Source organism: Ectopseudomonas oleovorans (genome assembly GCF_003052605.1).
GTDB lineage: Bacteria > Pseudomonadota > Gammaproteobacteria > Pseudomonadales > Pseudomonadaceae > Aquipseudomonas > Aquipseudomonas oleovorans_A.
Map to the genome: position 1 here is coordinate 102,931 of NZ_QASO01000005.1, position 12,414 is coordinate 115,344.

Below are 12,414 nucleotides of genomic sequence, written 5' to 3' on the forward strand. Positions count from 1 at the left end.
GGCCGCCATGCTGAACCTCACCGAATACCAGCGCCGCCCCACACAGCTTTCAGACTGGCTGCCCTGGGCCGGCCTGGTCGCCCCCGGCGTCGTGTTGAACAAGGACGGTTCGTTCCAACGTAGCTTGCGCTTTCGCGGGCCAGATTTGGACAGCGCCACCCAAGGCGAACTGGTTGCCACCTCGGCGCGCCTGAACAATGCCCTGCGCCGCCTTGGCTCGGGCTGGGCGCTGTTTATCGAGGCCGAGCGTCTGGCGGCGGCGGATTACCCCGATAGCGACTTTCCTGAATCCTTGTCCTGGTTGGTGGACGAGGAGCGTCGCGCCGCCCTCGAGGCTCACGGAAGTCATTTCGAGAGCAGTTATCACCTGACGCTGCTCTACCTGCCGCCGGAGGAGTCGCGCTCGCGCGCTGCCGGCCTGCTCTACGAGCATAGGCCGCAGCGCGGCGTCGACTGGCGCGAACGGCTAGCCGCCTTCGTCGCTGAGACGGATCGTTTTTTCGATCTGCTAGACGGAGTGATGCCAGAGCTCGCCTGGCTCGATGACAGCCAGACGCTGACTTATCTGCATACCACGATTTCGACCCACCGCCAGCGGGTGGCCGTACCCGAGGTGCCCCTCCACCTCGATGCCCTGCTGGCTGACAGTCCGCTGACAACTGGCCTGGCGCCGCGCTTGGGTGAGCAGCATCTGCGCGTGCTGTCAGTACGTGGCTTCCCCACCTCGACCTGGCCAGGCGTGCTGGACGATCTCAACCGTCTGGGCTTCGCCTATCGCTGGTCGACCCGCTTCATCTGCTTGGACAAGGACGAGGCCGAGAAGGAACTGGTGCGCCTGCGCCGGCAGTGGTTCGCCAAGCGCAAGGGCGTCCTGGCACTGCTGCGCGAAGCAATCTTCCAGCAGGAAAGCCCACTGCTCGACAGCGACGCCGCGAACAAGGCCAGCGATGCCGACGCAGCGCTGCAGGAACTCGGTGCCGATCAGGTCGCCTTCGGCTATGTGACCGCCACCGTGACGGTGAACGATGCCGACGCCCAGGTCGCCGACGAGAAGCTGCGTCGGGTCGAGCGGGTGATCCTGGGACGCGGCTTCGTCACCATCACCGAGAGTCTCAACGCGGTGGAGGCCTGGCTATCGTCGATCCCCGGCAACGCCTACGCCAACGTCCGCCAGCCGTTGATCTCCACGCTCAATCTGGCGCACCTGATGCCGGTCTCGGCAGTCTGGGCTGGCCCGGCACGCAACGAACATCTGGATGGCCCGCCATTGGTGATCACCCGCACCGATGGCGCAACGCCGTTTCGCCTGGTTACCCACGTCGGCGACGTCGGCCACACCCTGGTGGCCGGCCCCACCGGCATGGGCAAGTCGGTGTTGCTGGCGACCCTGGCCCTGCAGTTTCGCCGCTACCCGGGCTCGCGCCTGTTTCTGTTCGATATGGGACGTTCGCTGCGCGCGACGGTGCTGGGGCTGGGTGGCGAGCACTACGACCTGGGCGGCGACGGCGACCTGGCCTTCCAGCCTCTGGCGCGTATCGATCGGCCGGGATACCGCGCCTGGGCCGCCGAGTGGCTGGAGGCTCGCTTGCTGCAGGAAGGCGTGGCCGTTAGCCCCGAGCAGAAGGCCGCGCTGTGGACGGCGCTGGACAGCCTGGCCGGCGCGCCCGAGGCGCAGCGCACACTGACCGGTTTATCCGTGCTGCTGCAGGACAACGCCCTGCGCCAGGCGCTGCAACCCTACGTGCTGGGCGGTGCCCATGGCGCATTGCTGGACGCCGATCAGGATCGGCTGGGCAACGCCGACGTACAGTGCTTCGAGATGGAAGAGCTGATGCACAGCAAGGCGGCGGTGGCTGCCGTGCTGAGCTACCTGTTCGCCCGTTTCGAGGAGCGCTTCGACGGCGCGCCGACCCTGCTGATCCTCGACGAGGCCTGGCTGTTTCTCGACGACCCGCTGTTCGCCGCGCGCATCCGCCAGTGGCTCAAGACCCTGCGCAAGAAGAACGTCAGCGTCGTCTTCGCCACCCAATCGCTGGCCGACATTCAGGACTCCAACATCGCCGCGGCGATCATCGAGAGCTGTACCAGCCGCATCTTCCTGCCCAACCCGCAGGCGGGCGAGCCGCAGATCCGAGACATCTACCAAGGCTTCGGCCTCAACGAGCGACAGATCGAGATCATCGCCCAGGCCACGCCCAAGCGTGACTACTACTACCAGTCGCGCCTGGGCAACCGCCTATTCGACCTCGACCTGGGGCCGGTGGCGCTGGCCTTCGCCGCCTCGGCCAGCCCGGCCGAGCAGCGCGAGATCGACCGCATCCTGCAGGCGTCCGGCGCGGCCGATTTCGCCCCTGCCTGGTTGCGTCACCGCGGCCTGGACTGGGCCGCCGACCTGCTCACCACTTATCCCTCGCCACGCAAGGAGTGCCTGCCATGAATCACCGAATCCGCCGTTATCCATCCGCCGCCCTGCTGACGCTGGGCCTGCTGGTATTGCAGCCGGCCAGCGCCTTCACCGTGATCGACCCGACCAACCTGGTGCAGAACACCCTCACTGCGGTGCGCACCCTGGAGATGGCGAACAACCAGGTTCGCCAGTTGCAGAACGAGACCCAGATGCTGCTGAACCAGGCCCGTCATCTGCAGCGCTTGGACTACAACGTGGTCGGACAGTTGCGCGCGAGCTTGGCCAATACCGAGCGGCTGCTCGCCGAGGCGCGAGGGCTGGCCTACGAAGTACAGCGCCTGGATCAGGAGTTCAGCCGACTCTACCCGAACGAGTACACCGCTGACGTCAGCAGCCAACGCCTGGCAGAAGAAGCCCGCGAGCGCTGGCAGCAGGGCCTCGACGGGCTGCATACGGCCCTGCGCGTACAGGCTCAGGTGAAACAGAGCCTGGCTGAGGATGAAAGCGCCTTGGCCGCTCTGGTGCAACAGAGCCAGTCCTCGGGTGGCGCCTTACAGGCGGCCCAGGCCACCAACCAGTTGCTGGCCCTACAGGCCAAGCAGTCGATCCAGGCGCAGCAACTGCAGATCACCCAAAACCGCGCCGTCGCCCTGGAGCTGGCCCGCCAGGCTGCCGCAGCCGAGGAGGCGCGCGAACGGCGGCGGCGCTTTATGGGCAATGGCACGCCGTACACCCCCTACCCCGTTCAGTTCTATCGGTAGGGAGGCGTCCTCATGAGATTCCTGACACTGCTGCCGCTGCTGGTACTGGTCGCCTGCGGACAGGACGACAAAGGGGTCATGGCCCGGCAAGAAGATGCGACTAAGCGCTTCTACTCCGGCTGTGCTCGGCCCAGCGAGTTTCTCCGGCTTACCGACTTGCCCGCGATCCCGCCAAGCTTCGACGAGGACGTGCAATGAACGACGTCAGCGTGATCGACCGTTTCCTCGAGGTGTTCGGGCTGTATATCGACACCGGCTTCGGCCTGCTCGGCGGTGAGGTGGCCTTTCTCACCATGACCCTGGTGGTGATCGACATGACCCTGGCCGGGCTGTTCTGGGCCATGGGCGGTGAGGACGTCAGCGCCAAGCTGATCCGCAAGACCCTCTATGTCGGTGCCTTCGCGTTCATCATCGGCAACTTCAACGTGCTGGCCAAGATCGTCTTCAACTCCTTCGCCGGGTTGGGCCTGCTGGCCTCAGGTTCCGGGTTGAGTCATGCGGAGTTTCTGCAGCCAGGGCGGTTGGCCGCGATTGGGGTTGATGCCGGAGGGCCGCTACTTGAGCAGATCAGCAGCCTCAGCGGCTTTCCCAAGGTGTTCGGCAATCTCGACAGCATCCTGGTGCTGTTCCTGGCCTGGCTGGTGGTGATCGTCAGTTTCTTCTTCCTGGCCATTCAGCTGTTCGTCACCTTGGTCGAATTCAAGCTGACCACCCTCGCCGGCTTCGTGCTGGTGCCCTTCGCGCTTTGGAACAAGACTGCCTTTCTCGCCGAGAAGGTGCTGGGCAACGTGGTCGCGTCCGGCATCAAGGTGCTGGTGCTGGCCGTGATCGTCGGCATTGGCAGCGGGCTGTTCGCCGAGTTCCAGTCTATGCCGGACGAGCCCTCCATCGACCATGCACTGGTGGTCATGCTCGCCTCGCTGGCCTTGCTCGGCCTGGGCATCTTCGGGCCGGGTATTGCTACCGGGTTGGTCGCCGGGGCACCACAACTGGGTGCTGGTGCAGCAGCCGGTGCTGCACTCGGCGCGGCGGGCATGGCAGCAGGTGCTGCTGCAGTCGCCACAGGTGTCGGCGGCGCGGTATTGGCCGGCGCGCGCATGGCACCCGGTGCAGCACGCTTGGCAATGGGCGGCGCTCGCTCTCTGGCAGGTGTCCCCTCCGGCGCTGCAGCAGGTGGCGCCCCCGCAGCTTCCGATCCTGCAACTGCCCCAGCCAAACAGCCCGACTGGGCCAGGCGTCTGCAGCGCAGGCAGCAACTCTCACAGGCCACCAGCACGGTCGCCCACACCCTTCGTGGCGGCGATGGCGGTGGCTCATCATCTGGGCCGCAGATCCGCGACCCATCGAATTCGTAAAGGAGGACGAAGATGCGATTCACACGTCCACGGGTGCGCTACAGCGACACTCCTCAACCTGTCACCCCTTATCAGGCAGCGGCACAGGCCTGGGACCTGCGCATGGGCAGCAGCCTGGCACAGGCACGCAACTGGCGACTGATGGCCTTCGGCTGCCTGGGCCTGGCGCTGCTGATGGCGGGCGGCCTGGTCTGGCGTTCGGCGCAGTCGTCGGTCACGCCCTACGTGGTGGAGGTCGACAACCTCGGCCAGGTGCGCGCCGTCGGCGAAGCCGCTAGCCCCTACCAACCCCAGGATGCGCAGATCGCCCATCACCTGGCGCGCTTTATCGAGCAGGTGCGCTCGCTATCAATCGACCCGGTGGTGGTGCGGCAGAACTGGCTGGAGGCCTATCACTCCACCACCGACCGCGGCGCGGCCACGCTCAACGATTATGCCCGCGCCAACGATCCCTTCACCCGGGTCGGCAAGGAGTCGGTGTCGGTGGAAGTCACCAGCGTAGTACGTGCCAGCGACAGCTCGTTCCAGGTGCGCTGGATCGAACGCCGTTTTGTGAATGGCGCGGCAGCCGGCCTGGAGCGCTGGACGGGGGTGATCTCGCTGGTGCTGCAGCCTCCACGCACCGAGGAAAAGCTGCGCCGCAACCCACTCGGCATCTACGTCAACGGCCTGTCCTGGAGCCGTGAGCTGGACACTACGGAAGGAGCCAAGAAACCATGAAAACCTCCCTTAACCTCTGTATATGCCCTCTGCTGCTGAGCGTGCTGGTCGGCTGTGCCAGCCAGCAGCCGCCAGTGATCGAGCTGGATGAACCGGTAGAAGCGCAGCGCCTGCCGGAACCGCCCAAGCCCATCGAGGTCGTGGAAGTACCCAAGCCCCTGGCCCTGCCCGCACAGCTCAAGCCACTGCCGGAAACTCAGCGCAGCAAGCCGGCCAAGGAACCGGCCGACGAGCGCGTGCGGGTCTCGCGCGCCAATCGCGACGCTCGAGTCGCGCCGAGTCGGGAAGGCTATATCAACGCCATCCAGGTTTGGCCCTACTCCGATGGCGCGCTGTATCAGGTATACGCCAGCCCAGGACGGGTGACCGCGATCAACCTGCAGCCCGGCGAAGAGTTGATCACTGTGGCCGCCGGCGACACCGTGCGCTGGATCGTCGGCGACACTACCAGTGGTAGCAGCGACGAGTTGCGCACCAGTGTGCTGATCAAGCCGACGCGGGTCGACCTCAAGACCAACCTGGTGATCACCACCACGCGCCGCACCTACCTGATCGAGCTGAGTTCCACCGAGCAGGCCTGGATGGCGTCGGTGTCCTGGGACTATCCGAAGGATCACATGCTCGCCCTGCAACGCCGCGCCAGCATCGCCCAGGCCGCAGCGCCGGTGGATGCCGGCCTAACGCTGGAGCAGCTGCGCTTTCGTTATGCGATCAGCGGCAGCAATCCACCCTGGAAACCGCTGCGCGCTTTCGATGACGGCCGCAAGGTGTATATCCAGTTCCCCGCCGGTATCGCCCAAGGCGAGCTGCCGCCGCTGTTCGTAATTGGCCCCGAAGGTGATGGACAGCTGGTCAACTATCGCTTCCGCTCGCCCTACTACATCGTCGACCGTCTATTCGGCGCAGCCGAGCTGCGCCTGGGCGCCGACAAGGGTGACGTGGTGCGGATTGAGCGCACCGATGGCGTGGCACGGAGGCCCTGAGCATGACGGCCAAGGACGACAAACAAACCGCCGCAACCTCGCTACCGCCCAAGGAAGCGCCGGAGTCGCTGGAGCTGCGCGCCAAGCCGCGCCCGGTCACTCGCCTCAATCCGCGCATGCTGGCGGTAGTGGTCGGCGGCCTATCGGCTGCAGTACTCGGAGCCATGCTGTGGTCGCTGCAGCCGCAGCAGCGCCGCCAGGGCGCCGAGCCGAACGAGCTATACAACGTCGACCGCGTGGCACGCTCCGAGGGGCTGGAGCAGTTGCCGGCAGACTACTCGCAGCTGCCGCCTCCCCCTGCACCCGAGGTGCCGCAACTGGGCCCGCCGCTGCCCGGCGATCTGGGCGGGCCAATCCTCAGGGCGGAGCAGCAGGCGCAAGGTTATGGACATGGGCCAGATGCCGTCGAAGCAGAGCGCCTGGCCCTGCTCAAGGAAGCTGAGGAAGCAGCGCAGTCCTCGGTGTTTTTCCAGACCAGCAGCGCGCGGAAATCGAACGTCGCATCTGTTAGTGGCGCTCAACTCGATTCCCCGGCTCTGGGTATGGCTTCGTCAGGCGCAGTAGCCGCCGCAGGAACACCAACGCAGCAGGAGCGGAACGAGGCGTTTCTCAGTAAATCCGTAAACGCACAAATCCGTAATTCCGGATTGCTGCAGATGCCTGAATCGCCCTACCAAGTGATGGCCGGCACCGTCATCGCGGCAGCACTGGTAACTGGCATCAAGTCGGATCTACCCGGCGACGTGATCGCCACAGTGACCGAGCCGGTCTATGACAGCGCCACCGGTGAACACGTGCTGATCCCCCAAGGTGCCCGCCTGCTCGGTCGCTACAACAGCCAGGTGAACTACGGGCAGAGCCGCGTGCAGGTGGTATGGCAGCGGGTGATCTTGCCGGACACCTCGTCCTTCCAGCTCGACAATCTGGTTGGTACCGACGCCGCCGGCTATGCCGGCCTCGAGGATGGCGTCGACTGGCACTGGAATCGGATCGTCGCCGGCGCGGCCATGACCAGCCTACTGGGCATCGGTGCCGAGTTGGCGGCACCGGCCAACCGCACCGACGGCGACCGCGTCATCATCGCCGGGCGCGACAGCCTGCAGGACACAGTGAACCAGGTCGGCCAGGAGGTCACCCGCCGCAACCTCGATATCCAGCCCACGCTGACCCAGCGCCCTGGGCTGCCCCTGCGCGTGATCGTCAACCGCGACCTGGTACTGCGCCCCTTTCAACCTTTCTCCACTCAACAGAGGAGCCTGCAATGAGCACGACCAAGCTGCGTCTCGGCCCGCTGCCGAAAACCGAGAACCTGAAGCTGACCTTCACCTGCCCGGCCAGCCTGAAGGCTGACCTCGAGCGCTACGCGGCGCTGCACTCGCAAACCTATGGTGAAGAAGTCGACGCTCTGACGCTCATCCCGCACATGCTGGAAGCTTTCATGGCGAGGGATAGGGTATTCAAAAGAACTAACAAGCCTGCACTACCCGCTGCGCCGCAAACCACCGATCCACGCTAAAAGCGGAAAGTGGATTTTTTCATGCGCCGGACTGAATTGATAAAAATCCTCAAGATCGTGAGGTTTTCAATGCTATCTATGGTCCACCACCTTTAATCCTCACGATCATGCGGATTGATGACTGGAACAGACTTATGACAGCACAGTCCGCTTGAGCATTGAAGGCCAGGGCGTGCGGTGTCTCCACCCCAGATCAATCTAGGTCAGGCAAAAAACAATAGGCCATATTTGAACCAATAATAGCCATAATGACGTATAATGGATCTATAATGAACCATTATACGAGGCTTATCCTTGGCCCTAACCCATTCTCTGCTCGCTCCAGGCGAACTGGCCCAGAAGATCGGCGCCAACGCTCGAGAAGCGCGACTCGCACAGAACCTCTCCCGCAAATCCTTGGCGAAGATGGCGGGTGTTTCAGAATCGACCATCAAGCGATTCGAGTCCACTGGGCAGATCACCCTTGATGCTCTGGTGCTCATCGCTACAGCACTTGGTGCAACACGCCAAATCGCTGAACTGTTCAAGCATGAGCGGCCTGTCTCGCTTGAAGAAATCAAACAAACAGGACGTACCCGGGGGCGCCAATGAAATCCATAAACACCGTAGAGGTATTGCTCGCAGGCACGCCGGTCGGTGAGCTGGTTGCCAGTCGACAGGGTATCTACTTTGCCTATCATCCACAGTGGGTGGCGCAAGGCTTCAATCTGTCACCCCTGAACATGGACTTCACAACCCAACCCCAGAAAGCGGCTGATCCAGTCCTTTTCGCAGGCCTACCAGGCGCGATTGCCGACTCCCTCCCAGACGGATGGGGCATGTTGCTAATGGATCGTTATTTCCTTGCCAATCATGGCATAGACCGTAGACACATTTCCCCGCTCGATCGGCTGGCTTACATGGCAGACAGGGGCATGGGTGCACTGGAATATCGCCCGGTGCTTGAGCACGCCACCGGTGAAGATGATATTGATCTGGCCCAGCTCTACCAGGAGTCCCAGGCGGTCTACGAAGGAGACACCTCGTCCATTCTTGATGCTCTGCGCCTCGCTGGTGGCTCCCCTGCCGGCGCTCGCCCCAAGGTCGTCGTTGCACTGTCCCCAGATAGAAAACAATGCAATACATCTTTCCGGCAGCTCCCAGCCGGCTACCAACACTGGCTAGTGAAATTCCGATCACCAACCGAACATCGTGATACCGGCACCATCGAATATGCCTACGCGCTCTTGGCAGAACGTGCTGGAGTGAAGATGGCTGCGAGCGACTTGCTCACAGTCAGCTCTGCAAACGGCACCGAGCGATTCTTTGCTGCCCAACGTTTCGACCGACACGGCAATAGCAAACTCCACATGATGACTGCCAGCGGTATTCTCTATGCAGATCACCGCGCGCCCTCACTGGACTATTCAGATCTCTTGAAAACAACCCACGCGGTCACCAACCATGCAGCGGAGGTAGAGCGCATGGCAAGACTCATGGTTTTTAATGCGCTGACCCACAACCATGATGATCACGCCAAGAACTTCGCATTCCTACACGACCAAGGACGGTGGACGTTAGCTCCGGCCTATGACCTGACCTACGCCCCTGTCCAGGGTTTCGCGGACGAGCACACGACTTCTTTCAACGGCTCCGGGCTGGCAACACGTAAAAACCTCAAACAAGTCTGCGCTGCTTTCCGATATCTAGATCCGGACATCTATATCGAGCAGACCCTCGATGCTCTCTCCGGATGGTCGTCACTATGCACTGAACTTGAGATCGATCCCAATCAGGAGAGAATAATTCAGCAGGCATTCAACGAAATCCGCAAGCGCCTCGACTGACGCAGGCATCGGTCGACGTCACGGCCGTTGAATACACATCAAGGGACAGGCACATACCTCCGGGTCGACAGGTTTATAAAATCCAGAAAATGCTCACTATCAGTGAGCATTTCCCGCATTTCGTAAACCCAGATAGCATCAGTCTCAGCGCGCTTGAGACCCCTTTCATTCCAGCAACGCCTGCAGCGGATCCAGCTCGTCAACAAGTTCAGACGCGTTGCCGGGCCGTTGGCGAGCTGGATACACGGCACCGGCGATGCTCAAGGCATTACCCGCCCCCGCGCCCATCTACGACTTAGCTTGTTTGCCATCAGACATAGCGCCAATAGGCTGACTCCAATTGAAATGACGCTATGGCATGGAGCAATGAAGACACTGTTTTTGCTGATGGCTCAGTACGACGGACAAGCCGTAATTCCTATCGAATTGGTGTGCCGAGACTTCCTCGGCCTTTCGGTAGACAAGTTCAAGCGTAAGCGCCTGATGGGAGAAATCGACCTTCCCGTGATGCGCCTGGGCGCTAACTCGCAGAAGGCCAACCTCGGCGTGCACTTGGAAGATCTAGCTGCCTACATCGATAGACAACGCGAGGTCGCAATCCGAGAGCAGGATCAGTTGATGGATCGACGACGCCTAGCCTGAAGCCCACCCTTTCCATCTTCTGCAAAATCCGGCTCCACACGTGCCCCGAGCACCACAGGGGCCTCGACTATCTTCTCTAGCCAAGACCAGTTCTTGTAAGGATCTCCTCGCCCATTCAAATGTGTATAACGACGCATGGAGTTCCAGTCGCGATGCCCTGATACGCTGGCAACCCTCGGTATATCCCACTCCATTTCGAACAGCCGGCTCACGCCGTCATGGCGCAGATCGTGAAAATGCAAATCCTTGATAGCCAAAAACTTGCAAGCACGAGTGAACGCCGCAGAAATTGAGTCCGAGTAGTAAGGAAATATCTCTCGGCAAGACTTAGGCATACTCTGAACAATCCGCCAGGCCTCATCTGGCAGATGACACCAGACATCATTACCAATCTTCTGTCCGGGATTTTTCATATCTCGAACAAGCACCGCCTGCCGCCGCTCATCCAGATCCTCCCAGCGAATCCGAGTGATCTCTTCCTGCCTGCGTGTAGAGAAAATCGCGAAAGCTATGACCTTAGGCATGTGTATCGCGCTTGGCCTGCGCGCCTGGAGATCAAAAAAGTAGGTGAGCAATTTGTCCAACTCATCCATGCTAGCAGCTTGTCGGACTTGACCCCGCAAGAAAGGATAGAGCGGGATCAAGGTGCTTTTTGACGCGTTGCCGTTCCTTTCAGACATCTGAGTCCGCTGGCGCGACCCCAAGGACGTATCTGCACGCCTGGGCCGCCGTTTGAGCGGCCTCAGGGCGTACCTTTCTACCTTTACGCGGCACGCAGTACATGCAGGCGCTTGATGTTCCAGGCCATGGTCACCAAGCTCCATTCACCTTGAGCCTTGGCGAGTCCGCGCATGCTCATTTGCCGCCAGCCCATCACCCGCTTGATGATGCCGAACACCGGCTCAACCGTCTGCTTGCGCAGTTTGTACAGCGCTCGGCCACTTTGCGTGCTCAGGCAATGGGCCATCTGCTCGACCGGGTCGCTCGTCTGCGGTGACGGCGAGTCGGCGGCAAAGCGCTCCAGCACGGGCAAATGATGCGATTCGCGCTTGAGCGCCAGCAGCGGTTCGATCTCGGCTGCGTGGCAGGCGCTCACGTTGGCTTGGCTGAAGAAGCCGTTGTCCGCAATCAGCGTTTGCACCTCGCCCAGCGCGGCGGGCAAGGCCGCAATGCGCTGCAGCGTAGGGACCACTTCGCGCTTGTCGTTGCTGGCCTGGGTGACATGCTGTGTGATGACCAGCATCGTCTCGACATCCACCCCGGCCTGAGCGTTGTAGCTCTGCTCGAAGCCGCCGCTTGAGGCGGGCATGATGCGCGATTCTTCATCGGTTAGATTGACTTGATCGCTGTCTTTGGGGCCGGCCGCAGGTGGTTCGGGATCCTTGCCCCGCGGCTTCTTGCCGGCCTTGCGTTGGGCCTGACGCTTGGCCGTCTTGACCTCGAATTCCTGCTGCTCGACGGCGTGTCGCTCAGCCGCGCGCTGCTCGATCTTGGCCTTGGCCTGGGCAATGGCGCTGAGCCGATCTTCACGCCGGGCAATCTCGGCCGGTACATCCATGCCATCGGGCACGGCGGCACGGTCACTGTTCTCGGCCAGCGTCAACAACTGCTGGACTTCCTCGCGTAACTGCACCTCGATCCTGTTGGCATAGCCCCAGGACAAGGCTTTGTGCTTACTGGCATTGGCATCGATCTTGGTGCCGTCGAGCGCAATGTGGCCAAGCTTGAGCAGCTTCATCTCACGTGCCAGCAGCAGCACCTGGACGAACAGCGATTCGACCGCCGTCAGGAAGCGCCGACGGAACGTGGCCAGGGTGTCGTGGTCGGGGTGAGTGTTGGCCGCCACATAGCGAAACGCCACCGAGTCGTAGGTCGCGCGCTCGATCTTGCGGCTGGAGTGCACGCCGTTGGCGTAGCCGTAGATCAGCAGGCCAAGCAGCACGGCCGGATGGTGTGCGGCCGACCCCCGGCCGGCGTATTGGCCGGTCAGTTCGCGCAGATCGAGTTGCTCGATGACCTCAACCACGAATCGCGCCAAGTGATCATTCGGCAACCATTCGTCTACCGAGGGCGGCAGCAGGTACGCGGTGTCACGGTCAACTGGGACAAAACGGCTCATAGGGACGGGCTCTCGGTAGCAGAGCCCCGATTGTCGCGGATACCCCCAACGCGCGGAAGACTTGGAAAGTCCGACAGACTCCTAG

12 protein-coding genes and 1 pseudogene are annotated in these 12,414 nt (G+C 62.1%); 11 read left to right on the forward strand and 2 right to left on the reverse strand.

The genetic code is table 11. The features are described 5' to 3' along the window. The first annotated feature begins 7 nt into the window (after nt 1–7). From trbE to DBO86_RS01445, 11 genes are all read left to right on the forward strand, one after another. Nucleotides 8–2,437 carry a conjugal transfer protein TrbE gene (trbE, locus tag DBO86_RS01395; protein WP_108232792.1) on the forward strand — a complete coding sequence of 810 codons (2,430 nt, stop codon included), beginning with the start codon at nt 8–10 and terminating at the stop codon, nt 2,435–2,437. Next, nucleotides 2,434–3,168, forward strand: a complete 735-nt coding sequence (trbJ, locus tag DBO86_RS01400) for a P-type conjugative transfer protein TrbJ (RefSeq protein ID WP_108232793.1) — start codon at nt 2,434–2,436, stop codon at nt 3,166–3,168. Before trbE ends, trbJ begins: the two co-directional genes overlap by 4 nt. A 12-nt stretch (nt 3,169–3,180) precedes the next feature. Further along, nucleotides 3,181–3,366: a hypothetical protein gene (locus DBO86_RS01405; protein ID WP_108232794.1), complete on the forward strand. Its 186-nt coding sequence runs from the start codon at nt 3,181–3,183 to the stop codon at nt 3,364–3,366. Continuing rightward, nucleotides 3,363–4,523 carry a P-type conjugative transfer protein TrbL gene (gene trbL / locus DBO86_RS01410; RefSeq protein ID WP_108232795.1) on the forward strand — a complete coding sequence of 387 codons (1,161 nt, stop codon included), beginning with the start codon at nt 3,363–3,365 and terminating at the stop codon, nt 4,521–4,523. Before DBO86_RS01405 ends, trbL begins: the two co-directional genes overlap by 4 nt. A gap of 12 nt (nt 4,524–4,535) precedes the next feature. Continuing rightward, a complete protein-coding gene (gene trbF, locus DBO86_RS01415) occupies nt 4,536–5,243 on the forward strand; it encodes a conjugal transfer protein TrbF (protein ID WP_108232796.1) in 708 nt (235 codons plus the stop codon). Then, nucleotides 5,240–6,226, forward strand: a complete 987-nt coding sequence (gene trbG / locus DBO86_RS01420) for a P-type conjugative transfer protein TrbG (protein WP_108232797.1) — start codon at nt 5,240–5,242, stop codon at nt 6,224–6,226. Before trbF ends, trbG begins: the two co-directional genes overlap by 4 nt. Nucleotides 6,227–6,228: 2 nt before the next feature. Further along, nucleotides 6,229–7,491, forward strand: coding sequence for a TraB/TrbI/VirB10 family type IV secretion system protein (locus DBO86_RS01425; RefSeq protein ID WP_108232798.1), 1,263 nt, complete (start codon nt 6,229–6,231; stop codon nt 7,489–7,491). Then, nucleotides 7,488–7,742: a DUF2274 domain-containing protein gene (locus tag DBO86_RS01430; RefSeq protein WP_108232799.1), complete on the forward strand. Its 255-nt coding sequence runs from the start codon at nt 7,488–7,490 to the stop codon at nt 7,740–7,742. The genes DBO86_RS01425 and DBO86_RS01430 overlap by 4 nt, the downstream gene beginning before the upstream one ends. 294 nt (nt 7,743–8,036) lie before the next feature. Continuing rightward, nucleotides 8,037–8,333: a helix-turn-helix domain-containing protein gene (locus tag DBO86_RS01435; RefSeq protein ID WP_017679281.1), complete on the forward strand. Its 297-nt coding sequence runs from the start codon at nt 8,037–8,039 to the stop codon at nt 8,331–8,333. Further along, on the forward strand, nt 8,330–9,568 hold the full coding sequence (locus DBO86_RS01440) for a type II toxin-antitoxin system HipA family toxin (protein WP_108232800.1): 1,239 nt from the start codon (nt 8,330–8,332) through the stop codon (nt 9,566–9,568). Before DBO86_RS01435 ends, DBO86_RS01440 begins: the two co-directional genes overlap by 4 nt. A 366-nt stretch (nt 9,569–9,934) precedes the next feature. Continuing rightward, nucleotides 9,935–10,210, forward strand: a complete 276-nt coding sequence (locus tag DBO86_RS01445) for a pyocin activator PrtN family protein (RefSeq protein ID WP_108232801.1) — start codon at nt 9,935–9,937, stop codon at nt 10,208–10,210. Here the strand turns inward: DBO86_RS01445 and DBO86_RS01450 are convergent. Together DBO86_RS01450 and DBO86_RS01455 are read right to left on the reverse strand one after the other, a co-directional pair. Beyond that, a pseudogene (locus DBO86_RS01450) lies at nt 10,180–10,803 on the reverse strand (tyrosine-type recombinase/integrase); the annotation flags it as partial. The gene DBO86_RS01445 and the pseudogene DBO86_RS01450 sit on opposite strands and share 31 nt — an antisense overlap. Before the next feature lie 170 nt (nt 10,804–10,973). Next, nucleotides 10,974–12,329: an IS1182 family transposase gene (locus DBO86_RS01455; protein ID WP_042858280.1), complete on the reverse strand. Its 1,356-nt coding sequence runs from the start codon at nt 12,327–12,329 to the stop codon at nt 10,974–10,976. Nucleotides 12,330–12,414 lie beyond the last annotated feature (85 nt).

Coding starts and splice junctions, on each gene's coding strand:
- trbL (WP_108232795.1), top strand. CDS start 3,363: ATGAACGACGTCAGCGTGATCGACCGTTTCCTCGAGGTGTTCGGGCTG.
- DBO86_RS01445 (WP_108232801.1), top strand. CDS start 9,935: ATGAAGACACTGTTTTTGCTGATGGCTCAGTACGACGGACAAGCCGTA.
- DBO86_RS01455 (WP_042858280.1), bottom strand. CDS start 12,329: ATGAGCCGTTTTGTCCCAGTTGACCGTGACACCGCGTACCTGCTGCCG.
- DBO86_RS01440 (WP_108232800.1), top strand. CDS start 8,330: ATGAAATCCATAAACACCGTAGAGGTATTGCTCGCAGGCACGCCGGTC.
- DBO86_RS01425 (WP_108232798.1), top strand. CDS start 6,229: ATGACGGCCAAGGACGACAAACAAACCGCCGCAACCTCGCTACCGCCC.
- DBO86_RS01430 (WP_108232799.1), top strand. CDS start 7,488: ATGAGCACGACCAAGCTGCGTCTCGGCCCGCTGCCGAAAACCGAGAAC.
- trbG (WP_108232797.1), top strand. CDS start 5,240: ATGAAAACCTCCCTTAACCTCTGTATATGCCCTCTGCTGCTGAGCGTG.
- trbE (WP_108232792.1), top strand. CDS start 8: ATGCTGAACCTCACCGAATACCAGCGCCGCCCCACACAGCTTTCAGAC.
- trbF (WP_108232796.1), top strand. CDS start 4,536: ATGCGATTCACACGTCCACGGGTGCGCTACAGCGACACTCCTCAACCT.
- DBO86_RS01405 (WP_108232794.1), top strand. CDS start 3,181: ATGAGATTCCTGACACTGCTGCCGCTGCTGGTACTGGTCGCCTGCGGA.
- trbJ (WP_108232793.1), top strand. CDS start 2,434: ATGAATCACCGAATCCGCCGTTATCCATCCGCCGCCCTGCTGACGCTG.